General features: G+C 72.7%; 24 protein-coding genes and 1 pseudogene. 11 read left to right on the top strand and 14 right to left on the bottom strand.

Going from position 1 to position 26,531, the window contains the following annotated elements; genetic code table 11:
- Positions 1–36: 36 nt before the first annotated feature.
- The 3 genes from DJ476_RS19445 to DJ476_RS19435 are packed head-to-tail and all read right to left on the bottom strand — an operon-like array spanning position 37 to position 3,781.
- The gene (locus DJ476_RS19445; RefSeq protein WP_112491146.1) at positions 37–1,728 is read right to left on the bottom strand and encodes an L-aspartate oxidase; all 1,692 of its coding nucleotides are present in this window, start codon (positions 1,726–1,728) and stop codon (positions 37–39) included.
- Complete coding sequence (gene panC, locus DJ476_RS19440) at positions 1,725–2,834, bottom strand: pantoate--beta-alanine ligase (RefSeq protein WP_112491145.1); 1,110 nt, start codon at positions 2,832–2,834, stop codon at positions 1,725–1,727. Before panC ends, DJ476_RS19445 begins: the two co-directional genes overlap by 4 nt.
- The gene (locus DJ476_RS19435; RefSeq protein ID WP_028416128.1) at positions 2,831–3,781 is read right to left on the bottom strand and encodes a Rossmann-like and DUF2520 domain-containing protein; all 951 of its coding nucleotides are present in this window, start codon (positions 3,779–3,781) and stop codon (positions 2,831–2,833) included. The genes panC and DJ476_RS19435 overlap by 4 nt, the downstream gene beginning before the upstream one ends.
- A 181-nt stretch (positions 3,782–3,962) precedes the next feature.
- Between DJ476_RS19435 and DJ476_RS19430 the strand changes: the two genes are divergently transcribed.
- Positions 3,963–5,123, top strand: coding sequence for a threonine aldolase family protein (locus DJ476_RS19430; RefSeq protein WP_112491144.1), 1,161 nt, complete (start codon positions 3,963–3,965; stop codon positions 5,121–5,123).
- An 85-nt stretch (positions 5,124–5,208) separates the two neighbouring features.
- Here the strand turns inward: DJ476_RS19430 and DJ476_RS19425 are convergent, their stop codons facing one another.
- Positions 5,209–5,391, bottom strand: coding sequence for a hypothetical protein (locus DJ476_RS19425; RefSeq protein ID WP_103418031.1), 183 nt, complete (start codon positions 5,389–5,391; stop codon positions 5,209–5,211).
- Positions 5,392–5,495: 104 nt separating this feature from the next.
- On the opposite strand from DJ476_RS19425, the gene DJ476_RS19420 reads away from it, so the two are divergent.
- On the top strand, positions 5,496–6,608 hold the full coding sequence (locus DJ476_RS19420) for a DUF5937 family protein (RefSeq protein ID WP_103418030.1): 1,113 nt from the start codon (positions 5,496–5,498) through the stop codon (positions 6,606–6,608).
- 16 nt (positions 6,609–6,624) lie between these two features.
- Here DJ476_RS19420 and DJ476_RS19415 read toward each other — a convergent pair whose 3' ends face one another.
- Positions 6,625–7,299, bottom strand: a complete 675-nt coding sequence (locus tag DJ476_RS19415) for a response regulator transcription factor (protein WP_019761237.1) — start codon at positions 7,297–7,299, stop codon at positions 6,625–6,627.
- 62 nt (positions 7,300–7,361) lie between these two features.
- Positions 7,362–8,564 carry a sensor histidine kinase gene (locus DJ476_RS19410; RefSeq protein WP_053560676.1) on the bottom strand — a complete coding sequence of 401 codons (1,203 nt, stop codon included), beginning with the start codon at positions 8,562–8,564 and terminating at the stop codon, positions 7,362–7,364.
- Positions 8,565–8,660: 96 nt separating this feature from the next.
- Here DJ476_RS19410 and DJ476_RS19405 point away from each other — a divergent pair.
- Positions 8,661–9,634: pseudogene (locus DJ476_RS19405) on the top strand (SAM-dependent methyltransferase).
- 87 nt (positions 9,635–9,721) lie between these two features.
- Positions 9,722–10,864, top strand: a complete 1,143-nt coding sequence (locus DJ476_RS19400) for an NADH-quinone oxidoreductase subunit D (protein ID WP_103418028.1) — start codon at positions 9,722–9,724, stop codon at positions 10,862–10,864.
- Between the two features lie 52 nt (positions 10,865–10,916).
- Here DJ476_RS19400 and DJ476_RS19395 read toward each other — a convergent pair whose 3' ends face one another.
- The 4 genes from DJ476_RS19395 to DJ476_RS19380 form a co-directional block, all read right to left on the bottom strand.
- The gene (locus DJ476_RS19395) at positions 10,917–12,011 is read right to left on the bottom strand and encodes a hypothetical protein (protein WP_167480391.1); all 1,095 of its coding nucleotides are present in this window, start codon (positions 12,009–12,011) and stop codon (positions 10,917–10,919) included.
- 141 nt (positions 12,012–12,152) lie between these two features.
- Positions 12,153–13,118, bottom strand: a complete 966-nt coding sequence (locus DJ476_RS19390; protein WP_112491142.1) for an ABC transporter substrate-binding protein — start codon at positions 13,116–13,118, stop codon at positions 12,153–12,155.
- A gap of 75 nt (positions 13,119–13,193) precedes the next feature.
- The gene (locus DJ476_RS19385) at positions 13,194–13,868 is read right to left on the bottom strand and encodes an ABC transporter permease (RefSeq protein WP_070204493.1); all 675 of its coding nucleotides are present in this window, start codon (positions 13,866–13,868) and stop codon (positions 13,194–13,196) included.
- Between the two features lie 3 nt (positions 13,869–13,871).
- Positions 13,872–14,690 (bottom strand): ABC transporter permease, encoded by an 819-nt coding sequence (locus DJ476_RS19380; protein ID WP_112491141.1) that lies wholly within the window; start codon positions 14,688–14,690, stop codon positions 13,872–13,874.
- Between the two features lie 191 nt (positions 14,691–14,881).
- Between DJ476_RS19380 and DJ476_RS19375 the strand changes: the two genes are divergently transcribed.
- The gene (locus DJ476_RS19375; protein ID WP_103418024.1) at positions 14,882–16,048 is read left to right on the top strand and encodes an ABC transporter ATP-binding protein; all 1,167 of its coding nucleotides are present in this window, start codon (positions 14,882–14,884) and stop codon (positions 16,046–16,048) included.
- Between the two features lie 39 nt (positions 16,049–16,087).
- Here the strand turns inward: DJ476_RS19375 and DJ476_RS19370 are convergent, their stop codons facing one another.
- Positions 16,088–17,209 carry an alpha/beta hydrolase gene (locus DJ476_RS19370; RefSeq protein WP_103418023.1) on the bottom strand — a complete coding sequence of 374 codons (1,122 nt, stop codon included), beginning with the start codon at positions 17,207–17,209 and terminating at the stop codon, positions 16,088–16,090.
- Positions 17,210–17,398: 189 nt separating this feature from the next.
- On the opposite strand from DJ476_RS19370, the gene DJ476_RS19365 reads away from it, so the two are divergent.
- From DJ476_RS19365 to DJ476_RS19355, 3 genes are read left to right on the top strand one after another with little or no spacing between them, the layout of a single operon-like run.
- Positions 17,399–19,222 carry a phosphatidylglycerol lysyltransferase domain-containing protein gene (locus DJ476_RS19365; RefSeq protein WP_103418022.1) on the top strand — a complete coding sequence of 608 codons (1,824 nt, stop codon included), beginning with the start codon at positions 17,399–17,401 and terminating at the stop codon, positions 19,220–19,222.
- 33 nt (positions 19,223–19,255) lie between these two features.
- Positions 19,256–20,116, top strand: coding sequence for a dihydropteroate synthase (gene folP, locus DJ476_RS19360; protein WP_103418021.1), 861 nt, complete (start codon positions 19,256–19,258; stop codon positions 20,114–20,116).
- Positions 20,113–20,586 carry a nuclear transport factor 2 family protein gene (locus DJ476_RS19355; RefSeq protein ID WP_103418020.1) on the top strand — a complete coding sequence of 158 codons (474 nt, stop codon included), beginning with the start codon at positions 20,113–20,115 and terminating at the stop codon, positions 20,584–20,586. The genes folP and DJ476_RS19355 overlap by 4 nt, the downstream gene beginning before the upstream one ends.
- A 16-nt stretch (positions 20,587–20,602) precedes the next feature.
- Here the strand turns inward: DJ476_RS19355 and DJ476_RS19350 are convergent, their stop codons facing one another.
- The gene (locus DJ476_RS19350) at positions 20,603–21,724 is read right to left on the bottom strand and encodes a hypothetical protein (RefSeq protein ID WP_162638757.1); all 1,122 of its coding nucleotides are present in this window, start codon (positions 21,722–21,724) and stop codon (positions 20,603–20,605) included.
- Positions 21,725–22,007: 283 nt separating this feature from the next.
- Here DJ476_RS19350 and folB point away from each other — a divergent pair, with 283 nt between their 5' ends.
- The 3 genes from folB to DJ476_RS19335 all read left to right on the top strand — a co-directional run bounded on the left by folB (position 22,008) and on the right by DJ476_RS19335 (position 23,542).
- A complete protein-coding gene (gene folB, locus DJ476_RS19345; protein WP_019762424.1) occupies positions 22,008–22,367 on the top strand; it encodes a dihydroneopterin aldolase in 360 nt (119 codons plus the stop codon).
- On the top strand, positions 22,364–22,975 hold the full coding sequence (gene folK / locus DJ476_RS19340) for a 2-amino-4-hydroxy-6-hydroxymethyldihydropteridine diphosphokinase (protein ID WP_070204485.1): 612 nt from the start codon (positions 22,364–22,366) through the stop codon (positions 22,973–22,975). The genes folB and folK overlap by 4 nt, the downstream gene beginning before the upstream one ends.
- 75 nt (positions 22,976–23,050) lie before the next feature.
- Entirely contained in the window at positions 23,051–23,542 is a 492-nt protein-coding gene (locus tag DJ476_RS19335) for a DUF3180 domain-containing protein (RefSeq protein ID WP_029394957.1), read from the top strand.
- Between the two features lie 60 nt (positions 23,543–23,602).
- Here DJ476_RS19335 and folE read toward each other — a convergent pair whose 3' ends face one another.
- Both folE and ftsH read right to left on the bottom strand, forming a co-directional pair.
- Positions 23,603–24,208, bottom strand: coding sequence for a GTP cyclohydrolase I FolE (gene folE, locus DJ476_RS19330; RefSeq protein WP_019762419.1), 606 nt, complete (start codon positions 24,206–24,208; stop codon positions 23,603–23,605).
- A gap of 164 nt (positions 24,209–24,372) precedes the next feature.
- Positions 24,373–26,433: an ATP-dependent zinc metalloprotease FtsH gene (gene ftsH / locus DJ476_RS19325; RefSeq protein ID WP_112491139.1), complete on the bottom strand. Its 2,061-nt coding sequence runs from the start codon at positions 26,431–26,433 to the stop codon at positions 24,373–24,375.
- Between the last annotated feature and the right edge of the window lie 98 nt (positions 26,434–26,531).

The following is a 26,531-nucleotide window of genomic DNA, read 5'->3' as shown; positions in this document are numbered from 1 at the left end:
CTGTTCCGGTGCGGCTGCTTCCGTTCAGCAGTCTGGTCAATCCGCCGGGCGTACGGGCGGGAATGCGGCGGTCTCCGTACGGTGGACGACCGGCGTGCGGTCGGCGGCGATCCGGACGACCAGGTGGCGGCGCCAGTGCGCGTCGTCGCGGTCGGGCCGGTCCTCACGCCAGTGGCAGCCGCGGGTCTCCTCGCGCTCCCGGGCGGCGGCGACCAGGACCCGGGAGACCAGCAGCAGGTTGGTGGCCTCCCAGGTGTCGACGCCGGGGACGGCGACCTTGGGATCGGGGTCGTCCGCGTCGGCGGCGGCGCTGCGGTGCAGGGCCTCCAGCTCCTCGGCGGCGGCGGCCAGGGACGCGGCGGAGCGGAGGACTCCGGCGCCCCGGGTCATGGTGCGCTGGATCGCCGTACGGGCCTCGGGGGCGAGCAGCGGAACGGGGGCGTCCGCGTCGCCGGCGGCCTCGGCCGGTTCCGTACGGGGCGGGCGGGTCTCCGCGATGTCGGCGGCGATGCGCTCGGCGAAGACCAGGCCCTCCAGGAGGGAGTTCGACGCCAGCCGGTTGGCCCCGTGCACCCCCGTACAGGCGACCTCGCCGCAGGCGTACAGGCCGGGGACGGTCGTGCGGCCGCGCAGGTCGGTGCGGATGCCGCCGGAGGCGTAGTGCGCGGCGGGGGCGACCGGGACCGGTTCGGTGACGGGGTCGATGTCGTGGGCGCGGCAGGCGGCCAGGATGGTGGGGAAGCGCTGCTCCCACATCCGCGCGCCGAAGTGCCGGGCGTCGAGATACATGTGCTCGGTGCCGTGCTCGTGCATCCGCCGGGTGATGGCCTTGGCGACGATGTCGCGCGGGGCCAGCTCGGCCAGCTCGTGCTGCCCCAGCATGAAGCGGGTGCCGGAGGCGTCGACGAGATGGGCGCCCTCGCCCCGTACCGCCTCGGAGACCAGCGGCTGCTGGCCCTCGGACTCGGCGCCGAGGAAGAGGACCGTCGGGTGGAACTGGACGAACTCCAGGTCCGAGACCTCCGCCCCGGCCCGCAGCGCCAGCGCCACGCCGTCCCCGGTGGAGACCGACGGGTTGGTGGTGGCGGAGAAGACCTGGCCCATGCCGCCGGTGGCGAGGACGACCGAGGGGGCCCGGACCGCGCCGACGCCGTCGTGCTGGCCCTCGCCCATGACGTGGAGCGAGACCCCCGCCGTACGGCCTTCGGCGTCGGTGAGCAGGTCCAGGACGAGCGCGTTCTCGATGATGCGGAGGGCGGCCGCGCGGACCGCCTCGACCAGGGCCCGGGAGATCTCCGCGCCGGTCGCGTCGCCGCCCGCGTGGGCGATGCGGCGGCGGTGGTGGCCGCCCTCACGGGTGAGCGCTATGTCGCCGCTGTCGGTGGTGTCGAAGTGGGCGCCGGTGGTGATCAGCCGGCGTACGGCGTCGGGGCCCTCGGTGACCAGGGTCCGTACGGCCTCCTCGTCGCAGAGGCCCGCGCCCGCGACCAGGGTGTCGGCGAGATGCTGCTCGGGGGTGTCGCCCTCGCCGAGCGCGGCGGCGATGCCGCCCTGGGCCCAGCGGGTCGAGCCGTCGTCGAGCCGGGCCTTGGTGACGACCACGGTGTCCAGGCCGGCGGCGGCGCAGCGCAGGGCGGTGGTGAGACCGGCGACCCCGGAGCCGACCACCACGACGTCCGCGTCGATGGCCCAGCCGGGGGCGGGGGCGGTCAGCCGTATTCCGGTCACGTCAGGGCTCCGAAGGTGAGGGGGATGTTGTCGATGAGGCGGGTCTCCCCGACCCGGGCGGCGACGGCGAGGATCGCCTCCCCGCTCTCGCGGTCGTCGGGGATCTCGGTGAAGTCCGCCGGGTCCACCAGCGCCAGATAGTCCAGGACGAGCGGGTGCCGGTCGCGGGCCGCCGCCTCGTCCAGGATCGCGCGGGCGGTGGCCCGGACGGCGGCGGGCGCCCCGTTGGGCCGGGCCAGGGCGACGGCCTGGGCGTCGGCCGCGGCCCGCGCCTCGCCGAGCCGGTTGAGCCCGGCGGCCCGGTCGGCGCCGGAGCCGGGGGCGGTGGCCAGCGCGCGTTCGTGCAGGGCCTGCTGGGCGGCGAGCCGGTCCCGGGCTGCGAACAGCGCGTGCGAGAGGGCGAGAGCGGTGTGCCGCTCCTGCGGGGAGAGGAAACGGTTGCGGCTGGAGAGCGCGAGGCCGTCCGCGTCCCGGACGGTGGGTACGCCGGTGATCCGGACCGGGAAGTTCAGGTCGCGGACCATGCGGCGGATCAGGGCGAGCTGCTGGGCGTCCTTCTGCCCGTAGAGCGCCTCGTCGGGGCGGGTGAGGTGGAGGAGCTTGGCGACGACGGTGAGCATGCCGTCGAAGTGGCCGGGGCGGGAGGCGCCTTCGAGCCGCTCGCCCATCGGGCCCGCGGTGATCCGCACCTGGGGCTCGCCGCCGGGGTAGACCTCGTCCACACCGGGGGCGAAGACCGCGTCGGCGCCTGCGGCGGCGGCGGTAGCCAGGTCGGCGTCGAGGGTGCGCGGGTAGCGGTCGAGGTCGGCCGCCTCCCCGAACTGGAGCGGGTTGACGAAGACGGTCACCACGACCTGCCCGTCCGGGCCCGCCGCCTGCCGGGCGGCCCGGACGAGGGTGGCGTGCCCCTCGTGGAGGGCGCCCATGGTCATGACGACGACCCGCTCGGCCCCGGCGGGGCGGGGCAGCGCGTCGAGCTCGGCGGCGGTGCGGAGGAGGGCGGGGGCGGTGGGGCTTTTGGTGTCCGCGCTCCCGGGGTTTTCGGGGGCTCCGGCCCGAGGGGTCGTGGTGTCCGCGTCCTGGGGCCCGTTCTCGGTGGTCGTCATCGGGTCTCCCCCGGTCCGGTGGAGCCCGGCCGGCTCTCCTGGTCGGCCAGGGCGACGAGCAGGTCCTCCGCCAGCTCCGGCTTGAGCAGGCCGTGGGCCAGGGCGCGGTCGGCCGTGGCGCGGGCCATCGCGAGATAGCCGCCGACCATCTGGGGGGCGTGGGCGCGCAGCTCCGACACATGGGCGGCGACCGTGCCCGCGTCGCCCCGGGCCACCGGGCCGGTCAGCGCCGCGTCGCCGGAGCGCAGGGCGTTGTCCAGGGCGGCGCCGAGGAGCGGGCCGAGCATCCGGTCCGGGGCGGTGACCCCGGCCTTGGCCAGCAGCTCCATCGCCTCCGCGACCAGGGTGACCAGGTGGTTCGCGCCCAGGGCCAGAGCCGCGTGGTAGAGCGGACGGGACTCCTCCGCGATCCACTCCGGCTCGCCGCCCATCTCGATGACCAGCGCCTCGGCGGCCAGCCGCAGCTCGTCGGGGGCGGTGACCCCGAAGGAGCAGCCCGCGAGCCGCTGGACGTCGACGGAGGTGCCGGTGAACGTCATCGCCGGGTGGAGCGCCAGCGGCAGGGCCCCGGCCCGCAGCGCGGGGTCCAGGACCCGGGCCCCGTACCGCCCGGAGGTGTGGACGAGCAGCTGTCCCGGCCGTACGGCACCGGTCTCCGCGAGCCCCTCCACCAGCCCGGGCAGCGCGTCGTCGGGGACGGTCAGCAGCACCAGCTCGGCGCGGGCCAGCACCTCGGCGGGCGTCACGACGGGCACATCGGGGAGGAGCGCGGCCGCGCGGCGCCGGGAGGCGTCGGAGACCCCGGAGACGGCCACCGGGCGGTGACCGGCGAGCTGAAGCGCGGCGGCGAGTGCGGGACCGACGCGGCCCGCTCCCACGACGCCGACGGTGAGGCGGGCGGGGCGGTCCCTCGCGTCGAGGGGTTCCTTCGGAACTGTCGTATTCACGCGGCGATGGCCTTCCGTTCCAGTCCGCGGCGGGTACCGGACGATTTCTCTGCATGCTACGCCAGCGTTTCGACGGAGCACGCCCGCCGCCCACAGCCTGTGGATAACTCCGCGGGGGTGCGGCGGAACGGTCGGAGAAACACACGGGCGTGCCGTGCGGGGTCCGGGGGATGATCGTCCCATGACAGCCATCGATGAGCAGGAGCAGCGGCGGCGCCGACTCGCCGCCTGGCGTGGATCCCACCGGGTGCTGGCCCGCCGGTCCACGGACGGCACGGTGGGCGAGGGGCTCGCGGCGCTGGCGGCCGGGGCCGGTTCCGTACACGATCCGGACGGTGCGGTGGATGTGTACGGGGGCGGGGTCGTCGCGGAGCTGGAGCGGCGGGTGGCCGGGCTGCTGGGGACGGAGGCGGCGGCGTTCTTCCCGACCGGGACCATGGCCCAGCAGGTGGCGCTGCGGTGCTGGGCGGGGCGGACGGGCAACGCCACGGTGGCGCTCCACCCGCTGGCCCACCCGGAGCTGCACGAGGAGGGGGCGCTGGCGGCCGTGAGCGGGCTGCGCACGGTCCACCTGACCTCCGCGCCCCGGATGCCGAGCGCGGAGGAGGTGCGGGACCACCCGGAGCCGTTCGGCACGCTGATGCTGGAGCTGCCGTTGCGGGACGCCGGGTTCGCGCTGCCGACCTGGGACGAGCTGGAGGCGACCGTGGCGGCGGCCCGGGAGCGGGACGCGGTGGTCCACCTGGACGGGGCGCGGCTGTGGGAGTGCGGCCCGCACTTCGGGCGGGGCCTGGAGGAGGTCGCGGGGCTCGCGGACAGCGTGTACGTGTCCTTCTACAAGTCGCTCGACGGGCTGTCGGGGGCGGCGCTGGCGGGGCCCTCGACGCTGGTGGAGGAGGCCCGGGTGTGGCGCCACCGGTACGGGGGACAGCTCTTCCAGCAGTACCCGGCGGCGCTCTCCGCCCTCATCGGCCTGGACCGGGAGCTGCCCCGGCTGCCGTCGTACGTGGCCCACGCGAAGGTGGTGGCCGGGGCGGTGGCGGAGGGGTTCGCGGCGGCCGGGGTGCCGTGGTTCCGGGTCAACCCGGAGCCGCCGCACACGCACCAGTTCCAGGTCTGGCTGCCGTACGGGGCCGGGGTGCTGGACGAGGCGTCGCTGCGGCAGGCGGAGGAGACGGGCGTGACGCTGTTCCGGAGCTGGTCGGAGGGGGCTCCGGGGGCGGCCGGGCTGCCGCCGGGGGTGTCGGTCGCGGAGGTGACGGTCGCCGGGGCGGGGCTGGAGTGGTCGGCGGAGGATGTGCGGAGTGCGGTGGCCGGGTTCGTGGAGCTGCTACCGGCGTAGGGAGATGTCGGGGCCTTGTCGAGTGGACGGTTCCCGGCTTCAGGGTTCCGTCCTCAAACGCCGGAGGGGCTGGGTCTCCCCGGCCTCAAACGCCGGACGGGCTGGAGTGGCCCGTACGGGCCGTCCGAGGCGTCGGCGGGTGGGTCAGCCAGTGGCGGTAGAGGTCGCGCAGGGACCTGCGGTCGTGGCGGCCCGGCGGGGGCGGGGCGGGCTCGCCCAGGCGGGCCGCGCGGTAGGTGTCGAGCATGTGCTGCTGGATGGCGTCCATGCATCCAGCGTGCGCAGGTCACGGCGGGTCCGCGCGTTGATTGACGGCCACCGTCAAACGGAACGACGGCCCCGCCCCCGTACCCGCACTATGGACGGGTGAGCGTGCACATAGACATCGCGGGCCTGACCCCCGACCGCGTCGAATTCGCGACCTCTCCCCTGGCCGAGCTGGGCGTGGCCCTGCACGCGCTCTCCGAGCCGGGGCACCACCCCGGGGTGCACGGCTGGGCGACCGCGACGGCGGCCGGGCTGGAGCCCGACCTCGCGGACCGGCTGATGGAGGCGGAGTTCCTCTGGCGGAACACCTTCTCGGACGTCTTCATGCCGTTCGCCGGGATCCGCGGGGGCGACGGCCGGACCGGGGCGACCCTGGCGGAGGACCTGGACCTCCTGGACCGGCTGGACGACGAGCGGTTCGTGACGGCGGCCCTGGAGTTCACCTGCAGCTGTGTGTACGGGGCGGGCGCCGCCTCCCCGCTCTCGGACCCGGCGATGCGGACCCGCGCCCTGGACATGGCGGCCGCCCGGGGCCCGCGCCAGGTGGACTTCACCCAGCGGCTGCTGGCCGACCCCGGGCCCGTACGCCGCTGGCTGCGGCGGCTCTTCGAGGACCTGGACCAGGCCTTCTTCGCGGACACCTGGCGCCGGGTCTCGGTCCAGCTCGTCGCGGACGCCCGGCACAAGACGGAGCTGCTGCGGCACAAGGGCCTCGCGGAGGCCGTGGAGGCGGTCTCCCCCGCGCTCACCGTGGACGGGGAGGCGGGCAGGATCTCCGTCGACAAGCTGGCCGAGGGCCGGACCACCGCCGTCGACCCGGACGTCGGCCCCGGCCTCACCCTGATGCCCAGCACCTTCGGCTGGCCCCATCTGATGGTGCTGCACGCCCCCGGCTGGCGGCCGGTGCTCCACTACCCGGTCCGGATGCCCGACCTGCCGACCCCCGCCTCCGTGGAGCTGCTCCAGCGCCGGATGGAGGCCCTGGCCCACCCGATGCGGATGCGCCTGTGCCGTAACCTCGCCCGCTCCCCGTACACCACCGGCGAACTGGCCGAGTCGCACAGCATCACCGCGCCCGAGGTCTCCCGGCATCTGTCGGTGCTCAAGAAGGCGGGCCTGATCACGACGCGCCGCCGGGGCCGTTACGTACTGCACCAGCTCGACGTCACGGTCGTCGCCCGCCTCGGCAGCGACTTCCTGGAGGGCGTGCTGCGGTAGTCGACGCAGGGGTCTCTCAGCCCGCTCCGCCGCCCGCGCGGACCAGCCCCGTCTCGTAGGCGAGGACGACGACCTGGACGCGGTCGCGCAGGCTCAGCTTGGTGAGGATGCGGCCGACGTGCGTCTTGACCGTGGCCTCGGAGAGGACCAGGCGGGAGGCGATCTCGCCGTTCGAGAGGCCCTGCGCGACCAGGAGCATCACCTCGCGTTCGCGTTCGGTGAGCTTCTCGATGTGCTTGTTCTTCGGCTCCTTCTCGCTGCTGGGCAGCATCGGGGAGAACCGGTCGAGCAGACGGCGGGTGGTGGAGGGCGCGACGACCGCGTCACCGCTGTGCACCGAGCGGATCGCGGAGAGCAGCTCGGCCGGGGGCACGTCCTTGAGCATGAAGCCGCTGGCCCCCGCCTTCAGCCCGGAGAAGGCGTACTCGTCCAGGTCGAACGTCGTCAGGATCAGCACCTTCGGCGGGTTCGGCTGCGCGCAGATCCGGCGGGTCGCCTCCACCCCGTCCAGCCGGGGCATACGGACGTCCATCAGCACCACGTCCACGGCCGTCGAACGCAGGATCTCGATCGCCTCGGCGCCGTCCCCGGCCTCCGCCACCACCTCCATGTCCGGCTGGGCGGCCAGGACCATGCGGAAGCCCGTACGGAGAAGCACCTGATCGTCGACGAGCATCACGCGGATGGCCATGGGGTCTGTGTCCTGTCCTGTATGGGTGGCAAGAAGTCGCTGGGAAGAGGTGGGTCGGGGTGCTACTCGGCCGGTTTCAGCGGCAGCAGCGCGCTGATCCGGAAGCCGCCGCCGGGCCGCGGCCCCGCGTCCAGGGTGCCGCCGACCATGCCGACCCGCTCCCGCATCCCGATCATCCCGTGCCCGGCCCCGTCCGCGCCGCCGTCCTCGTACAGCTCGTGCGCCGCGCCCCGGCCGTCGTCCTCGACCAGCAGCCCGAGGCCGTCGTCGAAGTAGACCAGCCGGACGCTGGCCCCGGCGTCCGGGCCGCCGTGCTTGCGGGTGTTGGTGAGGGCCTCCTGCACGATGCGGTACGCGGTCAGCTCCACGCCGCTCGGCAGCGGACGGGCGGTGCCCTCGACCTTGAAGTCCACCGCCAGGCCCGTCCTGCGGACCTGCTCGATCAGCTCCTCGATCTGTTCCACGTCGGGCTGCGGGACGTACTCCCCGCTCTCCGGCGCGTCCCCGGTCCGCAGCACCCCCAGCAGCCGCCGCATCTCGGCCAGCGCCTGCCGGCCGGTGGAGGAGATCGTGGTCAGCGCCTGCCGGGCCTGGTCGGGGGCCGTGTCCATCACATACGCCGCGCCGTCGGCCTGGACCACCATCACCGAGACGTTGTGCGCGACGACGTCGTGCAGCTCCCGGGCGATCCGGGCCCGCTCGGCGGCGACCGCGACCTTGGACTGCGCCTCGCGCTCCCGCTCCAGCCGGGCGGCCCGCTCCTCGAGCTGGCTGAAGTAGGCCCGCCGGGTCCGCAGCGAGTCGCCCATCACCCAGGCCAGTACGAACGGCACCGTCATGATCACCGTCACGAAGACCTGCTGCGGCCAGGAGCCGCCCGGCTCCGCCGGCCAGCGCAACTGCGACAGGGCGGCCGCGCTCAGGGAGCAGACCAGGGCGAGCCGGGAGGCCCAGCGCTCCCCGATCGTGGCCACCGTGAAGGTGATCACCAGCATCGCGAAGTTCCCGATGCCCGGCCGGACGTCGAAGAGCAGTTGGCAGAGCCCCACCGCGATGGCGAGCAGCAGCATCTTCTCCGGGAGCCGGCGGCGCAGCGCGACCACCGTGGAGAGCCCGAGCGCAACCGGAATCGCCACGATCTCCTCGCGCCCGGCGTCGTACATGCCCGACGCCAGCGACATGCCGGAGAGCCCGAGGAGGACGACCGCCCAGAAGACGTCGACGCCCGTCGGGTGTCTGCGGAGAAAATCGTAGAGGCGCTGCACGTAGCCCAGCGTAAGGACAGCGGATAGGTGCCCGGGTCAACCGGAGGGTCGATCCAGGTCCTGGGACCGTACTCCCCAAGGTGGAGACTTGCCCACATGACGGAGGAGTGGCGCGGGTGGCGGGCGGCGGCGCAGGACGCACTGTACGGGGACGAGGGCTTCTACCGGAGCCCGGTCCGCAGCCCGGAGGGTCCGGCGGGCCACTTCCGTACGTCGGTCCACGCCTCGCCCCTCTTCGCCCGGGCGGTGGCCCGGCTGCTGGCCTCGACCGCGGCGGAGCTGGGCACCGGGACGGTGGCGCTGGTCGATGTGGGCGCGGGGCGCGGTGAGTTGCTGACCGGGGTGCTCGACGCCGCCCCGGAGGGGCTGGAGGTGATCCCGTACGGGGTGGAGGTCGCCGGCCGTCCGCCGGGGCTCGACCCGCGCGTGCGCTGGTGCGCCGAGCCGCCCCGGGGGGTGCGCGGGCTGCTGTTCGCCAACGAGTGGCTGGACAACGTGCCGGTCGAGGTGGCGGAGGTGGACGGGGACGGGGTCGCCCGGTACGTCCGGGTGCGGACCTCGGACGGGGCCGAGCGGCTGGGTCCGCCGGTGACCGGGGCGGACGCGGAGTGGCTGGAGCGGTGGTGGCCGCTGTCGGCGCCGGGCGAGCGGGCGGAGATCGGGCTGCCCCGGGACGCGGCGTGGGCGGGGCGGTGGGGTCGCTGGAGGCCGGGCTCGCGGTGGCGGTGGACTACGCGCACGTACGCGGCGAGCGGCCGCCGTTCGGGACGCTGACCGGCTTCCGGGGCGGGCGGGAGGTGCGCCCGGTGCCGGACGGTTCCTGCGACCTGACCGCCCATGTGGCGCTGGACGCGTGCGCGGCGGGGGCGGGCCCGGGGGCGGTGGAGCTGACGGACCAGCGGACGGCGCTCGGGCGGCTGGGGGTCTCCGGGGAGCGCCCGGCGCTCGCCCTGGCCGCCTGCGACCCGGCGGCGTACGTACGGGCGCTGGCGGCGGCGGGCGAGGCGGCGGAGCTGACCGCGCGCGGCGGCCTGGGCGACTTCGGCTGGCTGCTGCACCGGGTGGGGTGACCCCTCCCGGACCGGGTGGGGTCACCCCTGGGGGCGGGGGCGGGTGACCGCCCCCGCCGTGGGGCCGGGCAGGGAATACTGGCCCCCATGACGGAGACGACCATCGGCATCGGCGGCGCGGCGGAGAGCACCGACATGGTGCTGAACATCGGCCCGCAGCACCCCTCCACGCACGGCGTGCTCCGGCTCCGGATCGTCCTGGACGGCGAGCGCATCCAGCACGCCGAGCCGGTCATCGGTTATATGCACCGGGGCGCGGAGAAGCTCTTCGAGGCGCGCGACTACCGGCAGATCATCATGCTCGCCAACCGCCACGACTGGCTCTCCGCCTTCTCCAACGAGCTGGGCGTCGTGATGGCCGTCGAGCGGATGCTCGGCATGGAGGTCCCCGGGCGCGCGGTCTGGACGCGGACCCTGCTCGCCGAGCTGAACCGGGTCCTCAACCATCTGATGTTCCTCGGCTCCTACCCCCTCGAACTCGGCGGCATCACCCCGGTCTTCCACGCCTTCCGCGAGCGCGAGGAGCTGCAGACGGTGATGGAGGAGGTCTCCGGCGGCCGGATGCACTACATGTTCAACCGGGTCGGCGGGCTCAAGGAGGACATCCCGGCGGGCTGGACCGGCCGGGTCCGCGAGGCCGTCACCTCGGTCCGCTCCCGGATGGACGTGTACGAGAACCTGGTCCTCGGCAACGAGATCTTCCGGGGCCGTACGCGCGGGATCGGCGTGCTCTCCGCCGACGCGGTGCACGCGTACGGGGTGTCGGGGCCGATCGCCCGCGCCTCGGGCGTCGACTTCGACCTGCGGCGCGACGAGCCGTATCTCGCGTACGGGGAGCTGCAGGACACCCTGAAGGTGGTCACCCGGACCGAGGGCGACTGCCTGGCCCGGTTCGAGTGCCTGCTGGAGCAGACCCTCAACTCCCTGGACCTGGCCGACGCCTGCCTGGACCGGCTGGCCGGGCTGGAGCCGGGGCCGGTCAACCAGCGGCTGCCCAAGGTGCTGAAGGCGCCCGAGGGCCACACGTACGCCTGGACGGAGAACCCGCTCGGCGTCAACGGCTACTACCTGGTCTCCAAGGGCGAGAAGACCCCGTACCGCCTGAAGCTGCGCTCCGCGTCCTTCAACAACATCCAGGCGCTCACCGAACTGCTGCCGGGGACGCTGGTCTCCGACATGGTGGCGATCCTGGGCTCGCTCTTCTTCGTCGTCGGGGACATCGACAAGTAGCGGACCGCTTCCGCGGGCTTCTACTTCTGCGGGCTCCTGCTTCCGCGGGCTCCTAGGAGACCGCGCCGCGCAGCTCCGCCACGTCGATCTGCTCGGTCTCGTCGTGCGCGGTGAGGTCGATGACCTTGCCGACGGCCCGGTGCTGCGCCGCGCCCGTGCGGTGGACGGCGAGCGCCTCCTCGCCGACGACGTCCGCGAGGTCCTCGTTCTGCACGGACTCGATGGCGGCCTTCGCCTTCTGGCCGTTCTGCGTGCCGAAGAAGTCGAAGCTGCCCTGGGGGACCAGGTGGCGGCGGGCCGCCGCGTACGGCACGACGGCCGAGGCGGCGGGGACCGTACGCGGTACGTGGACGGGTGCGGCGGAGGCCGGGAGCGGGGAGGCGGGGGCCGGGAGTTGCGGGGCCGGGGCGGGCGGGGCGGTCGACGGGCGGCTCTGGCGGTGCTCGTCCGCCCCGGTGGCCGCCGCGTCCTTCCCCTGCGGGCCTTCCCCCTCCGCGCGCTTCTCCGGGCCCTGCGCCGGGCCCTTCTTCGCGGCCTGCTTCGAGGCGACCAGCTGCTGGGCCACTTCCGCGGCGCGGCGGGCCTCCTGGCGGGCGGCGTTACGGCTGAGGTTCCGCAGGGCCTCGTCGGCGCGGCGGTAGGCGTCCGGGGTGGGCGTCGACCGTCCGGCGGTCAGCTCGGGGGCCGGGGCGGACGACTCGACGGCGAGCTGCCTGCGGCCCTCCAGCGCGCTGGCCCGCTCGGTCTCGGCGTTGGCGTACCGGCGGAGCAGCCCCGCGTGCTCGCCGCGCAGTCCGGCCAGCTCGACGCGCTTGCGGCGGAGCTTGGTCTCCAGACGGGTGCGCAGCTCGCGCGACTCCTCCAGGTCCTGCTCCAGCTCGGCTATGCGCTCCTCGGCCCGCCACTCGTCCCGGGTGCGGGCCCGGGTCAGCTCGGCGACCCGCAGCCCCGCGGCCCGGTCCCAGCTGCGCATCAGATACGCGCCGGTCAGCGCGGCGGCGGCCACGGCGGCCACCAGACCGCGCAGCACGAGGGGTTCGGCCAGGAACCAGGCGCCGGTGGCACCGACGACCGACACTCCCGCCACCACGGAGGGCGGCAGGATTCTGTGAAGGGGTGGCGAATGGCGGTGGCGTCCACGTGGCATGGCCTGAAATTTACCGTGTGTACGCGCTACTTGGGGGGCCGCCCGGCAATCTTTCCCGGGTGGTTACCCGACGGCCCCCCGAAACCCCCTGTTCCTTGATCGAAAAAGCCGTCGATCAAGCACACCGCGGTCTGGCCACGCCTACTTCTTGATGAGGCCCTTCGACTCCAGATACTCCTTGGCCACATCGGCGGGCTTCGCGCGCTCGGCGTCGACCTTGCGGTTCAGCTCGGCGAGATCCTCCGTGGTGAGCGCGTCGGTGAGCTTCTGCAGCGCGGTGGCGATCTCCGGGGCGCCCGCGTCCTTGGCGTTGAGGACCGGCAGGACGTTGTCGGCGTTCTGGAGCTTCTTGTCGTCCTCCAGGAACACCAGCCCGTCCAGGACCGCGTCGGTGGTCGTCGTCAGGACCAGCTCGACCTTGCCGTCCCGGACGGCCTGCTTGGACTGCGGGGTGCCGACGCCCTTGGGGTCGATACCCGTCACATCGATGCCGTACGTCTTCCTGAGACCGGGTGCGCAGAAGGGCCGTACCTCGCACTCGTCGCCCGCCGCGATCTTCACCTTCAGCTTCGACTTCCCGAGATCGGAAAGGGTCTTGAGGTTGTGCTTCGCGGCGAATTCCTCGGATACCGCGAAGGCGTTCTGGTCGACGGCCTTCCCGGCCGGGAGCACCTTGAGACCCAGCGGACCGGCGAGCTTCTCCAGGGCGGCGACCGTGGCGGCGGTGTCCGGGGAGGCGAGGGGGTTGTTCTGGGCCTTGTCCGCCCCGTTCACCTTGGCGTTGAGGAATTCGGTGATGGTGGCCGCGTATTCGGGGACGACATCGATCTCGCCCTTCTCCAGCGAGGGCTCGTACAGCTCACGGTTCTTCACCGTGGTGACCGAGGTGCTGTATCCGGCGTCGTCCAGAATCTGGGCGTACAGCTCGGCGAGCACCTTGGACTCGGTGAAGGCGGCCGAGCCGACGACGAGCGAGCCCTTCTTGCCGTCGCCGCCCGAGGAGCCGCTCCGCTCCTGCTCCAGGGTGTCGCCGCCGCAGGCCGCCAGCGACCCTGCCAGCGCCACCATGCCGATGACCGCTCCGGCTATCCGCGAGGTCCTGCTCATGTGTTGCTCTCCGTCCGAACAGAGGAAAAGTGACCAGTGAGAAGAAGTGGGGGGGTGGGGGCGAGAGGTGCGTGCTCAGGCGGGCCGGCGGCGGCGCAGCGGGGACAGGGCCCGGTCCAGCGCCACCAGCGCCCCTTCCACCAGCAGGGCCAGCGCGGCGACCAGGACCGCACCCGCGAAGACCTGGGCGGTGTCGTAGGTGTTGAACCCGGCGGTGATGATCCGGCCGAGGCCGCCGAGGCCGACCATGGCGGCGATCGAGGCGGTGGCCACGACCTGGACGGCGGCGGAGCGCAGCCCGGTCATGATCAACGGGTAGGCGAGCGGCAGCTCGACCCGGACGAAGAGCTGCGCGCCGGACATCCCCATGCCCCGGGCGGCCTCCACCACGGACCGGTCCACCTCCCGCATCCCCACATAGGCGTTGGTCAGCAGCGGCGGTACGGCGAAGAGCACCAGCGCGATGACCGTGGGCCAGTAACCGGAGTTGCGCAGGGGCGTGAGCATGAAGAGGGCCAGCACCGCGAAGACCGGGACGGCCCGCCCCACGTTGGAGATGTTGACCGCGAGCGCGCCGCCCTTGCCGATGTGGCCCAGCCAGAGGGCGATCGGCAGGGCGATGGCGCAGGCCACCGCGAGGGCGGCCCCGCTCACGTACAGATGCTCGCCGAGGCGCTGTGCGGCGCCGCCGTCGCCCGACCAGTTGGTCCCGGTGGTGAGCCAGGTCCAGGCGTCGCCGATGACTCCCACGGGTCAGCCCGCCTCCACCTTCACCGGGGCGGGTGTCCCCGCCGGACCGCCCGAACCGCCAGGAGCGTCGCCCGGAACACCCGAAGCACCGCCCGGAGCACCGGGCGAGCCCTTCGGCCCGCCTGTGCCGCCCGTACGCGTCTCCCCCGTCGCCGCCGGTATACGCGTCCAGGGCGTCAGCAGCCGCTGGAGGCCCAGGAGCAGCAGGTCGGCGGTGACCGCGAGGAGCACGCAGAGCACGGAGGCGGTGAGCACCTGGGCCTTGAAGAAGCTCGGCAGCGCGTCCTCGATGAGATTGCCGAGGCCCCCCTTGCCGACGAGCGAGCCGACCGTGGTCAGCGCGACCGTCGACACGGTGGCTATGCGCAGTCCCGCCATCAGCGCGGGCAGCGCGAGCGGCAGCTCCACCTCCCACAGCAGCCGCCACGGCCCGTAACCCATGCCCCGGGCGGCCTCCTTGGCCTCCTGGGGCACCGCTTCGAGACCGGCCAGGATGTTCCGTACGAGGATGGTCAGCGAATAGAGCACCAGGCCCGTGACGACGAGCGCGGCGGAGAGCCCGAACAGGGGCAGCAGCAGCGAGAACATCGCCAGCGAGGGCACCGTGTAGAGGACCGTCGTCAGCCCGAGCACCGGTCCGGCGAAGCCACGGCCCCGGCGGGCGAGCAGCGCCAGCGGGAAGGCGACCGCGAGCCCGATGAGCACCGAGACCACCGTGATCCCGATGTGCTGCACGGTGGCGTCGGTCAACTCCTGGCTGCGGGAGCGCAGATACTCGCCGCAGATCCAGTCGTTCGTCGCCAGGCAGTTCGCTCCGGCCATCCGGCCCCCACCTCCCGATTCCCTGTCGTGTCCCGTGGCGCCCGTATTCCCCGGCACGTTCCGCCGTGTTCCCCGTCGCGCCCGATGTCGAACGGATGTCTGGCGAGCCTATCCTCGACCACTGACAATCGCGGAGGCTGTCGCATTCCGGCAACACGCCCTTCACGAAACGCCCGCCACAATGGGGACCCATGATCCGTTTCGAGCACGTCACCAAGCGGTACGCGGACGGCACCACCGCCGTCGACGACCTTTCCTTCGAGGTCGCCGAGGGCGAACTGGTCACGCTCGTCGGACCTTCCGGCTGCGGCAAGACGACCACCATGAAGATGGTGAACCGGCTGATCGAACCGACCGAGGGCACGATATTCCTCGACGGGGACGACATATCCGCCATCGACCCCGTCGAACTCCGCCGCCGTATCGGCTATGTGATCCAGCAGGTGGGCCTCTTCCCGCACAAGACCGTCCTGGAGAACACCGCGACCGTCCCCCATCTCCTGGGCTGGAAGCGCGGAAAGGCACGGGCCCGCGCCGCCGAACTCCTCGACCTCGTCGGACTCGACCCCTCCGTCTACGGTGACCGCTATCCGGAACAGCTCTCCGGCGGACAGCGCCAACGCGTCGGTGTCGCCCGCGCCCTGGCCGCCGATCCGCCCGTCCTGCTGATGGACGAGCCTTTCGGAGCGGTCGACCCGGTGGTCCGCGAGCGGCTCCAGAACGAATTCCTGAAACTCCAGGCCCAGGTCCGTAAAACCGTCCTGTTCGTCACCCACGACATCGAGGAGGCCGTCCGCCTCGGTGACCGTATCGCCGTCTACGGGCACGGCCGCATCGAGCAGTTCGACTCCCCCGCCACCGTCCTCGGCGCCCCCGCCACCCCGTACGTGGCCGACTTCGTCGGCGCCGACCGCGGGCTCAAGCGGCTCTCGGTCACCCCGATCGAGGAGAGCGACCTCGAGCGGCCCCCGGTCGTCCACCTCGACGACACCCTCGCGGAGGCCACCGCCCGGCTCCGCTCCGAGGGCGCGCGCTGGGCGGTCGTCCTGGACGGCCGGGAGAACCTGCACGGCTGGATCCCGGCCGACACCCCCGCCGACGGCACGGCCTCCGTACGCGAGCACGCCCGCCGGATGGAGGCCTGGCTTCCGCTCGGCGCCCCGCTGAAGCAGGCGTTCGCCACCATGCTCCAGCACGACGCCGGGTGGATCGCGGTCATCGACGAGGGGGGCGAGGGCCGCTTCCTCGGCGTCCTGACCCCCGCCCGGCTGCACGAGGCGCTGCGCCGCTCGATCGACGCCGACGCCCAGGCGCTGCCGCGCGCGGAGGTGGCGGTGGAGACGGTGGCCACGGCGTGAGCCTCCCGGCGCCCACCACCGCATGAGCCACCCGGGCCCTCACTGCGCGCTGAGACGCCCGCTCAGCCACTCCAGGGCCGGCGGGATCTCCCGGCGCCAGGTCGTGAAGTTGTGCCCGCCGCTCTCCAGCACGATCGAGGAGACCTGCGCGGGCGCCTTCACCTTGTCGATGAACTTCATCGTGCTCTTCAGGTTCCCCTCGCCCTGCCGGGACGTCGTCACCAGGAAGGACCCCCCGGACGGCGGCCGGTTCTCCAGCGTCCACATCAGGTTCGCCCGGTCCCGCAGCGCCTGGTTCCCGTGGAACAGGTCGCCGGTCGTCGGGTCCTCGGCCGCCTTGTAGTACGCCGACAGCCCGGCGCTCGCCGCGTACCGGTCCGGGTGGTGCAGGCCGATCTTCAGCGCGCAGTAGCCGCCGGTCGAGTTGCCGATGATCCCCCAGTTACGGGCCTGCTTCCCGACCCGGTACGTCTGCGAGACCGCCTCCGGGAGGTCCTTCGCGAAGAACGTCTCCGTCTGCGGCCCCTTCGGGATGTCCACGCACTCGGTGTCCCGGGGCGGGGCCACCGTCGGCCGCAGCATCACCAGGATCATCGGCTGCGCCTTGCCCGCCTTCACCCGCTCGTGCGCCGTACGGGGGTAGCGCAGGCCCTTGAAGAGGTTCTCCGCCGTCCCCGGGTAGCCGGTCAGCACCACGACCGCCGGGAACGTCCGGTCGGCGTACGCGCGCTGGAAGTACTCCGGGGGCAGGTAGACGTACGCCGGTGACTCGATGCCCGACTGCCGCCCCGAGACCACCACCTTGTCGATCCGCCCGCCCGCCGACGGCACCCCGCCGCCGGGGACGTCCGGCTTCTGCGTGCCGATCCGCGTCATGTGGCGCGAGCCGGCCGCCCCGTCCCGGTGGTCGGTGACCACGCCCAGCTCCTGCTCCTGGCCGAAGAGGTCGGCCCAGGAACCGTAGAAGAGGAACGCGTTGTTGGCGGCCAGGCCGACCGCGGCGAACAGCGTCAGCTGGGTCGCCAGCAGCAGCCCCACCCGGCCCGTCACGGCGGCGGCGCTCCGCCGGGCCAGGCGTGGCCAGAACCAGACCGTGGCGGCGAACAACGCCACGGCCGAGGCGATCGCGACCGCCAGAACTACCTTGCTGGTGAGACCCATGAGTGAGCTTCTCTCCACGTTCTCGTCGAGGCCCCCGGCGGGCACTCTCCGCACCGGTGAGCAGGAAATTTCCGGAATGTGGATGAACCCTCGCCACCCAACGCCCGTCCTACAGGGCGCACATCGTCCGTAGGGCCACGCCGACGGACCGAAGAATCTCTGCAATCTCATCTGGAGCCACGGGAAGCGATGTCTGTCACGGTAGATGGGGATAAATCGGTGTCGGTTCCACCACGTCTGCGGCGGCTGCTGCGCGGGCCCCGCCCCGAATCCGTACCGACGGTCGTCGGCACCGCCTGCACCGTCGTCGGGCTGATCGACGTCGCGGCCGGGGTCTTCCCGCGCTTCCGGCACAGCCGGATGCACTCCCTGGCCGAGGTGCTCCCCGGGGCGCTCGGCCCGTTCGCCGCCGCGCTCTCGCTGAGCGCGGGCATCCTGCTGCTCCTGCTCGCGCACGGGCTGAAGCGGCACAAGCGGCGGGCCTGGCGGGCGGCGGTGGTGCTGCTCCCGGCGGGGGCCGTGGCGCAGTTCGCGTACCGCCACTCGATCGTCGGCGTGCTGGTCTCCCTGACGCTCTGCGCGCTCCTGATCCGCCACCGCGACCAGTTCCGCGCGCTGCCCGACCCGCGCAGCCGCTGGCGGGCGCTGGCCAACTTCGTGCTGCTCGGGGCCTCTTCGCTGGCGCTCGGCCTGGTCATCGTCTCCGTCCACCCCGGCCGGGTCGTCGGTGACCCGTCCATCGCGGACCGGCTCCAGCACGTGCTGTACGGCCTGTTCGGCGTGGAGGGACCGGTCGACTACGCGGGGCGCACCAGCTGGACCGTGGCGTACTCCCTGGGCGCGCTCGGCCTGCTCACCGCCGTCACGACGATCTACCTGGCCTTCCGGCCCGAGCACCCGGCCGCCCGGCTCACCGAGGACGACGAGAGCCGGCTGCGGGCGCTGCTGGCCACCCACGGCGGGCGGGACTCGCTCGGCCACTTCGCGCTCCGCCGCGACAAGGCCGTCGTCTTCTCCCCCAGCGGCAAGGCCGCCGTCTGCTACCGGGTCGTCTCCGGGGTGATGCTGGCCGGCGGGGACCCGATCGGCGACGTGGAGGCCTGGCCGGGCGCGATCGAGCGGTTCATGGACGAGGCGAAGGCGCACTCCTGGACCCCGGCCGTGATGGGGTGCAGCGAGCGCGGCGGCGAGGTCTGGACCCGCGAGACCGGGCTCACCGCCCTGGAGCTGGGCGACGAGGCGGTGGTGGACGTCGCGGATTTCTCGCTCGCCGGGCGGGCCATGCGGAACGTGCGCCAGATGGTGGGGCGCATCGAACGCAACGGCTACGAGACCCGGGTCCGGCGGGCACGTGACATCGGCGCCACCGAGCTGGAGCGCATCCGCCGGGCCGCCGCCGACTGGCGCGGCACCGACACCGAGCGCGGCTTCTCCATGGCGCTCGGCCGGATCGGCGACCCCGCCGACGGCGACTGCGTGATCGCCACCGCCCACCTCCCCGGCTCCGAGGAGGGACCGCACGGCGACCTGAAGGCGGTCCTCCACTTCGTCCCCTGGGGGCGCGACGGGATGTCGCTGGAGCTGATGCGTCGCGACCGCTCGGCCGACCCCGGCATGAACGAGCTGCTGATCGTCGCCTCGCTCCAGGCCGCCGGGAAGCTCGGCGTCAAGCAGGTCTCGCTGAACTTCGCGATGTTCCGCTCGGCCCTGGCCCGCGGCGAGCGGCTCGGCGCGGGACCGGTGCTGCGCTGCTGGCGCGGGCTGCTGATCTTCCTCTCGCGCTGGTTCCAGATCGAGTCGCTGTACAAGTTCAACGCCAAGTTCCGGCCGCGCTGGGAGCCGCGCTTCATGGTCTTCCGCTCCAGCCGGGACCTGCCCCGGATCGGGATCGCGGCGATGCAGGCGGAGGGGTTCGTCAACTTCTCGCTGCCCCGCCCGTTCCGCCCGCGCGCTCAGCGCCCCTGCGGTCACACACCGCGTACGGCCCAGGAGCACGAGGTACGCGCTGCGTGACGGGCGGGCCGGACAGGCGCCTACGCTGGTGGCATGAGTACGACACGCGCGCGGGGCACGGTCCGAGGGCTGCCGGGGTGGGACCGCTGTGCGGTCATGGGCGTCGTCAACGTGACGCCCGACTCCTTCTCCGACGGGGGCCGCTGGTTCGACACGACGGTCGCGGTCAAGCACGGCCTCGACCTGGTCTCCGAGGGCGCCGACCTGGTCGACGTCGGCGGTGAGTCGACCCGGCCGGGCGCCACCCGGGTGGACGAGTCCGAGGAGCTGCGGCGGGTCATCCCGGTCGTGAAGGGGCTCGCCTCCGAGGGCGTCACCGTCTCCGTGGACACCATGCGCGCCCGGGTCGCGGAACAGGCCGTCGCCGCCGGGGCCGTCCTGGTCAACGACGTGAGCGGCGGCCTCGCGGACCCGGACATGGTCCCGGCCGTCGCCGCCGCCGGGGTGCCGTTCGTGGTGATGCACTGGCGCGGCTTCAGTGAGTCGATGAACAGCCTCGCGGTGTACGAGGACGTGGTCGCCGAGGTCCTCGCGGAGCTGCGGCAGCGGATGGACGCGGTGGTCGCGGGCGGACTCGACCCGGACCGGGTGGTGATCGACCCGGGTCTCGGCTTCGCGAAGCTGGCCCCGCACGACCTGGCCCTCGTCGCGCGCCTGGAGGAGCTGCACGCGCTGGGCCGGCCCCTCCTGGTGGCCGCCTCCCGCAAACGGTTCCTCGGCCATGTGCTGGCCGGGCCCGGCGCCACCCCGCCGCCCGCCCGCGAACGGGACGCGGCGACCGCGGCCGTCTCCGCCCTCGCCGCCCGGGCCGGGGCCTGGGCGGTCCGGGTCCACGAGGTGGGGGCCACCGCCGACGCCGTACGGGTCGCCCGCGCCGTCGAGGGAGCCGCGTGAACGAGGAGCACGCACGGGCCGCCGCCGACATCGCGGAGGTGGAGGCGGCCAACACCGCGTTCTACGAGGCGGTGGAGCGCGGTGACCACGAGGCCCTCTCCGGCCTCTGGCTGCCGGGCGAGGACCTCACCGTCTCCTGCGTCCACCCGGGGTGGCCGGTGCTCACGGGCCGGGGCGACGTGCTCCGCAGCTATGCGCTGATCATGGCGAACACCGAGTACATCCAGTTCTTCCTCACCGACGTCAACATCGCCATGACCGGCGACACCGCCCTGGTGACCTGCACCGAGAACATCCTCAGCGGCGGCCCCGCCGAGGACGGCGACGCCCTGGGCCCGCTGGTCGGCCAGCTGGTGGTCGCCACGAACGTGTTCCGGCGCACCCCCGACGGCTGGAAGCTCTGGTCGCACCACGGCTCGCCCGTCCTGGCGGAGACCGGCGAGGAGGACGACGAGGAGCCGTCCTCCTGACCTGATGGCCGGCGGCTCAGCGGTTCCAGGCCGGGAGGCCGGGGACGCCGGGCACGGTCAGCGGCTTCTCGGCGAAGAGATCGCCGCTGGTCGACGCGGTGACCGAACCGGGCACCACCTGGCCGTCGTCCAGGATCCCGGCCAGATCGTCGGTGAAGTCGCCGTTGACCGTCAGCGTGCTGGTGCTGACCACGGTCACCGTGTACGTGAGGGTGTCGCCGGCGTTCACCGGCCCGGCGGACGAGGCCGATTCCTCGACCGCGTACGAGGGCTCGGGGCACTCCCCGGCGTCCTGAACGGCCGTCGCGCCGTAGAAGCCGTTGCCGGTCGCCTCGACCACCGTGACGGGCAGCAGGGCGGTCGAGGCCTCCGTCGGCCCGTCGGTGAGCCGGTAGATGTCCCCGTTCGAGACGAAGCCGTACACGCTGCCGCCCGAGAGGGCCCCGCCGAAGACCTGCGGCACGGTGCCGATCTGCGTGACGGTGTTGTCCGGATGGATGCGGAAGACCGCCGACGGATCGCCGGCGGCCGAACCCGCCGCCGTGGCGAAGGCCAGGACGTCCCCGTCGTCGAGCGTCGGGAAGTCACCGGCCGAGACGAACCCGGCGGGGAACGAGGCGGGGTACAGGCTGCTCACCCCGGTGGCCGGGTCGATCAGGAAGATCTGCTCGGAGACGAAGGAACCGGCGATCAGCGTGCCGTCCGCCCGCGCGGTCAGACCGTTGACGGCGGAGTTCCCCTGCGACACCCGCAGATCGTCGAGCGGGCCGGTGACCGGCACCGACGCCGTCTCGGCACCGGTGACGGTGTCGATGGTGCAGAGCGTGGTCATGTCGGCCCCGGGGAAGTTGACCCCGTACAACGTCGACCCGTCCGGGCTGAACGCGATGTCGCCGTAGTCACGGGCGAGCGGCGCGGAGGACAGGACGTCCTCGTCGGGGCTGTACTGCACCAGCTGCGGGTCGGCGCCGCCGGTGTTGGCCCACACCGGGCCCGGCGGGCACTCCGCGAGTGCCGCCCGGGTCACCTGCCCGGACCCCGTCGGCGGCCCCGCCGCCACCGCCGCCCCGCCGGACGCCGTCACCGCGAGCGCGAGAGCGACCGCCGCACCCAGCAACCGTCCCCTGCCGGGAGACATCGAATTCCGCCTCATCAGACCTCCGTCATGCCGTCGGCGCGTCGGCGCGCCTCCGTCGGCACCGGGTCGAACTGCTGTATGCCTCCCACGCGGCACCCGCGGTGAAGACCGGGTTCACTCGCACAGGTGCGCACTCCGTCCGGCGGGTATCACCCCCTGAGGGGCCCGTCCGCGGCCCCCGCGGAGCAGGGCTGTCGGTGCGCGCGGGTAGATTCGGAAGGAGCGTCCCGTCGCCCGCACGCGGCCGGACGCCCTTGGACCAACGACAGCAGGAGTGATTCGCGTGGATCGTGTCGCGCTGCGCGGCCTCAAGGCCCGTGGGCACCACGGCGTCTTCCCCAAGGAGCGGGAAGAGGGCCAGACCTTCATCGTCGACCTGGTGCTCGGCCTCGACACCCGCCCCGCGGCAGCCACCGACGACCTGGCCCGCACCGTGCACTACGGCGTGGTGGCCGAGGAGGTCGTCGAGGTGGTGACGGGCGAGCCGGTCGATCTGATCGAGACGCTCGCCGAGCGCATCGCCCAGCGGTGCCTGAAGCACGAAGGGGTCCAGGAGGTCGAGGTCGTGGTGCACAAGCCGGACGCACCGATCACCGTCCCCTTCGACGACGTGACCATCACCATCACCCGGAGCCGAGCATGACCGCGTTTTCCACGGAGGGGCAGAGCGACCCGACCGTACAGCCGGTGCCCACCGCCGTCGTCAAGCAGGTGGACGCCGCCGACATCACCCTCTCCAACCCCAAGATGGCCGTGATCGCCCTCGGCTCCAACCTGGGCAACCGGCTGGAGACCCTCCAGGGCGCCGTGGACGCGCTGGAGGACACCCCGGGCCTGCGGGTCAAGGCCGTCTCCCCGGTCTACGAGACGGAGCCCTGGGGCGTCGCCCCGGACTCCCAGCCGTCGTACTTCAACGCGGTCATCCTCGTGAAGACCACGCTGCCCCCGGCCTCCCTGCTGGAGCGCGGCCAGGCCGTCGAGGAGGCCTTCGACCGGGTCCGCGAGGAGCGGTGGGGCCCGCGCACGATCGACGTCGACATCGTGTCGTACGCCGACGTCCTCTCCGACGACCCGGTGCTCACCCTCCCCCACCCCCGCGCCCACGAGCGGGCCTTCGTCCTCGCCCCCTGGCACGACATGGACCCCGAGGCCCAGCTCCCCGGCGCCGGCCCGGTCGCCGACCTCCTCGCGGGCGTCGGCCGCGAAGGCGTCCAGCACCGCGCCGACCTGGAACTGCGCCTGCCTGAGTAATCGTTAGGCTCGACGGGCACGAGCTGGAACAACAGCAGGCAACAGGCGGACAGGCGACGAAGGGCGGCTCACGCGGTGAAGCAACTACGGCTCGGGGTGCTGGTGGGCCTCTTCGCCGCCGCCGGTGTCCTCTCCTGGGGCGGCGCCCGCCTCTGGGACTCCCTCGGCACGCTCCCGAGCGTCCCGCTGGCCGCCTCCATCGTGCTCGCCGTGATCGCGGTGATCCTCCTGGCCACCGCCCTCTCCCTCCGCGCCCGCCTCCGCGCCCAGCGCGAACGCCGCCCCGGCGCCAAGGGCGTCGAACCCCTGATGGCCGCGCGAGCGGTCGTCTTCGGCCAGGCGAGCGCCCTGGTCACCGCCCTGGTCGCCGGGATGTACGGCGGCACGGGCGTCTTCCTGCTCTCCTTCCTCGACGTACCGCCCCGCCGCGACCAGGCCATCTACGCCGGCGCGGCGGTGGTGGCGGGCATCGGCGTCATCGCCGCCGCCTTCTTCCTGGAACGCGTCTGCCGCCTCCCCGAGAACGGCGACAACGACCACGACGGCACGGGGGCGGCGGCCGCGTAGAGCGGGCCGGGCTCGTGCCGTCGTCGGTCGATGGGGGTTCCGGAGGCGCTGCGAGGCGGGTCAGTTCGCCATGATGAGGCTCATCGCCTCGGCGCGCGTCGCGGGGTCGCGGAGCTGGCCGCGTACGGCCGAGGTCAGGGTCTTCGCGCCGGGCTTGCGGATACCGCGCATGGACATGCACATGTGCTCGCACTCGATGACGACGATGACGCCGCGCGGCTCCAGGATCGTCATGAGGGACTCGGCGATCTGGGTCGTCAACCGCTCCTGGACCTGCGGGCGGCGGGCGTAGACGTCGACCAGGCGGGCCAGCTTGGACAGGCCGGTGATCTTGCCGGTGGTCGCCGGGATGTAACCGACGTGCGCGACGCCCCTGAACGGCACCAGATGGTGCTCACAGGTGCTGAACACCTCGATGTCCTTGACCAGCACCATCTCGTCGTGGCCCAGGTCGAACGTGGTCGTCAGCACATCCTCGGGCTGCTGGTACAGGCCCGCGAATATCTCCTTGTACGCTCGCGCCACCCGCCCCGGTGTCTCCCTCAGGCCCTCGCGGTCCGGGTCCTCGCCGACGGCGATGAGGAGTTCACGTACGGCCGCCTCGGCCCGCTTCTCGTCGAATTCGCCGATCGATCCCTGGCCGTCCAGCGTCACCGGGTCGGTCATCTGTGCCTCGTTCCTCTGTGCTGCCCCGTGCGCGGTTCGCACGTGGACATCGCAGGCATACGGAAAAGCCGCGCCCCCACAGGCTAAAACCTGGGGGGCGCGGCATCCATTCCGGGCCTGGTGGGGCCTCCGTGACGGAGGTCTCAGCAGAGAGAAGGAGGGGGCTAGCTCTCGGGGCGGTCCTCGGGGAGCGACTCCGGGGTGGGAGTGATGTCCTTGGTGAGGTCCGTCGTCGGGGCGATCTCCGGCGGGGTGGCCGAGCCGTTGGCGGTGGAGGCGCCGTTGGTGAGGGCCAGCTCCTTGGGAGAGAGGACCGGGGGCCGCGTCGACGGGGTGCGCCGGGCGGAGCCGGTCCACGCCGGGCGGGCGGGACGCTTGACGATCGGGGCGAAGATCTCCGCGATCTCCTCCTTGTTGAGCGTCTCCTTCTCCAGGAGCTCCAGCACGAGGGCGTCGAGGATGTCCCGGTTCTCGACGAGGATCTCCCACGCGTCGTTGTGGGCGGTCTCGATGAGCTTCTTGACCTCTTCGTCGACCAGCGCGGCGACCTCTTCCGAGTAGTCGCGCTGGTGGCCCATCTCGCGGCCCAGGAAGGGCTCCGAGTTGTCGCCGCCGAACTTGATCGCGCCGAGCCGCTCCGTCATGCCGTACTGCGTGACCATCGCGCGGGCCGTCGCCGTGGCCTTCTCGATGTCGTTGGCGGCGCCGGTGGTCGGGTCGTGGAAGACCAGCTCCTCGGCCGCGCGCCCGCCCAGCATGTACGCGAGCTGGTCGAGCATCTCGTTGCGGGTCGTGGAGTACTTGTCCTCCTCCGGGAGCACCATCGTGTAACCGAGGGCGCGGCCACGGGAGAGGATCGTGATCTTGTGGACCGGGTCCGACTGGGGAGAGGCCGCCGCGACCAGGGCGTGTCCGCCCTCGTGGTACGCGGTGATCTTCTTCTCCCTCTCGGACATGATCCGGGTCCGCTTCTGCGGACCGGCCACGACCCGGTCGATGGCCTCGTCGAGGCTCTCGTTGTCGATGAGCTTCTTGTCGCTGCGCGCCGTCAGGAGCGCGGCCTCGTTCAGCACGTTCGACAGGTCGGCACCGGTGAAGCCGGGCGTGCGGCGGGCGACGGCGCCGAGGTCGACGTCCTTCGCGACGGGCTTGCCCTTCTGGTGGACCTTGAGGATCTCCAGACGGCCCTGCATGTCGGGGCGGTCGACGGCGATCTGCCGGTCGAAGCGGCCCGGGCGCAGGAGTGCGGGGTCGAGGATGTCCGGGCGGTTCGTGGCGGCGATCAGGATGACCCCGCCCTTCACGTCGAACCCGTCCATCTCGACGAGCAGCTGGTTGAGCGTCTGCTCGCGCTCGTCGTGACCGCCGCCCATGCCGGCGCCGCGGTGGCGGCCGACGGCGTCGATCTCGTCGACGAAGACGATCGCCGGGGCGTTCGCCTTGGCCTGCTCGAAGAGGTCGCGGACCCGGGAGGCACCGACACCGACGAACATCTCGACGAAGTCGGAACCGGAGATCGAGTAGAACGGCACCCCGGCCTCGCCGGCGACGGCGCGGGCGAGCAGCGTCTTGCCCGTACCGGGCGGCCCGTAGAGCAGGACGCCCTTGGGGATCTTGGCGCCGACGGCCTGGAACTTCGCCGGCTCCTGGAGGAACTCCTTGATCTCGTGGAGCTCCTGCACGGCCTCCTCGGACCCCGCCACATCGGCGAAGGTCGTCTTCGGGGTGTCCTTGGTGATCAGCTTGGCCTTGGACTTGCCGAACTGCATGACCTTGGAGCCGCCGCCCTGCATCTGATTCATCAGGAACAGGAAGACGACGACGATCAGGACGAAGGGCAGCAGCGAGAGGAGGATCGAGATGAAGGGCGACTGCTTCGACGGCGAGACGGTGTAACCCTTCTCGATGTCACCCGCCTCGAACTTCTGCTGGAGCGTGTCGGCGAGCTGGACGCCCTGGTTGCCGATGTAGCTCGCCTGGAACTTGGTGCCGGACTCGCCGGCCAGCTTCTGGCCCTTCTTCAGCTCGATCTTGAGGATTTGTTCGTCACCGGTGGTCAGCTTGGCCTGCTCCACCTGGTCCTTGCTGATCGCCTGGATCACCTTGGCGGTGTCCACCGTCTTGTAGCCGCCCGACGAGCCGACGACCTGCATCAACACGACCACGGCGAGGACGGCCAGCACGATCCACATGACCGGCCCACGGAAGTATCGCTTCACGTCCATCCATACGGAGCGAAGACGCCCCGTCCCTCCTGCCCGTAGGTAAATGCTGCTGTGTGTGAAAGCCCTGCTTGAAAAGAGTGCTCTTCGGACGGTACCCC

Source organism: Streptomyces bacillaris, assembly GCF_003268675.1.
Taxonomy (GTDB): Bacteria; Actinomycetota; Actinomycetes; order Streptomycetales; family Streptomycetaceae; genus Streptomyces; species Streptomyces bacillaris.
Note: the sequence above shows the minus strand (reverse complement) of the source record. Positions and strands in the feature narration are given on the sequence as shown.

Excerpts from the sequence above, each read along its gene's own strand:
- DJ476_RS19370 (WP_103418023.1), bottom strand. The coding sequence starts at position 17,209 with ATGGGTCTCACCAGCAAGGTAGTTCTGGCGGTCGCGATCGCCTCGGCC.
- DJ476_RS19400 (WP_103418028.1), top strand. The coding sequence starts at position 9,722 with ATGACGGAGACGACCATCGGCATCGGCGGCGCGGCGGAGAGCACCGAC.
- DJ476_RS19365 (WP_103418022.1), top strand. The coding sequence starts at position 17,399 with ATGTCTGTCACGGTAGATGGGGATAAATCGGTGTCGGTTCCACCACGT.
- ftsH (WP_112491139.1), bottom strand. The coding sequence starts at position 26,433 with ATGGACGTGAAGCGATACTTCCGTGGGCCGGTCATGTGGATCGTGCTG.
- DJ476_RS19390 (WP_112491142.1), bottom strand. The coding sequence starts at position 13,118 with ATGAGCAGGACCTCGCGGATAGCCGGAGCGGTCATCGGCATGGTGGCG.
- panC (WP_112491145.1), bottom strand. The coding sequence starts at position 2,834 with ATGACGACCACCGAGAACGGGCCCCAGGACGCGGACACCACGACCCCT.
- DJ476_RS19350 (WP_162638757.1), bottom strand. The coding sequence starts at position 21,724 with ATGTCTCCCGGCAGGGGACGGTTGCTGGGTGCGGCGGTCGCTCTCGCG.
- DJ476_RS19380 (WP_112491141.1), bottom strand. The coding sequence starts at position 14,690 with ATGGCCGGAGCGAACTGCCTGGCGACGAACGACTGGATCTGCGGCGAG.
- DJ476_RS19415 (WP_019761237.1), bottom strand. The coding sequence starts at position 7,299 with ATGGCCATCCGCGTGATGCTCGTCGACGATCAGGTGCTTCTCCGTACG.
- folE (WP_019762419.1), bottom strand. The coding sequence starts at position 24,208 with ATGACCGACCCGGTGACGCTGGACGGCCAGGGATCGATCGGCGAATTC.
- folK (WP_070204485.1), top strand. The coding sequence starts at position 22,364 with ATGACCGCGTTTTCCACGGAGGGGCAGAGCGACCCGACCGTACAGCCG.
- DJ476_RS19375 (WP_103418024.1), top strand. The coding sequence starts at position 14,882 with ATGATCCGTTTCGAGCACGTCACCAAGCGGTACGCGGACGGCACCACC.
- DJ476_RS19425 (WP_103418031.1), bottom strand. The coding sequence starts at position 5,391 with ATGGACGCCATCCAGCAGCACATGCTCGACACCTACCGCGCGGCCCGC.
- DJ476_RS19430 (WP_112491144.1), top strand. The coding sequence starts at position 3,963 with ATGACAGCCATCGATGAGCAGGAGCAGCGGCGGCGCCGACTCGCCGCC.
- folP (WP_103418021.1), top strand. The coding sequence starts at position 19,256 with ATGAGTACGACACGCGCGCGGGGCACGGTCCGAGGGCTGCCGGGGTGG.
- DJ476_RS19395 (WP_167480391.1), bottom strand. The coding sequence starts at position 12,011 with ATGCCACGTGGACGCCACCGCCATTCGCCACCCCTTCACAGAATCCTG.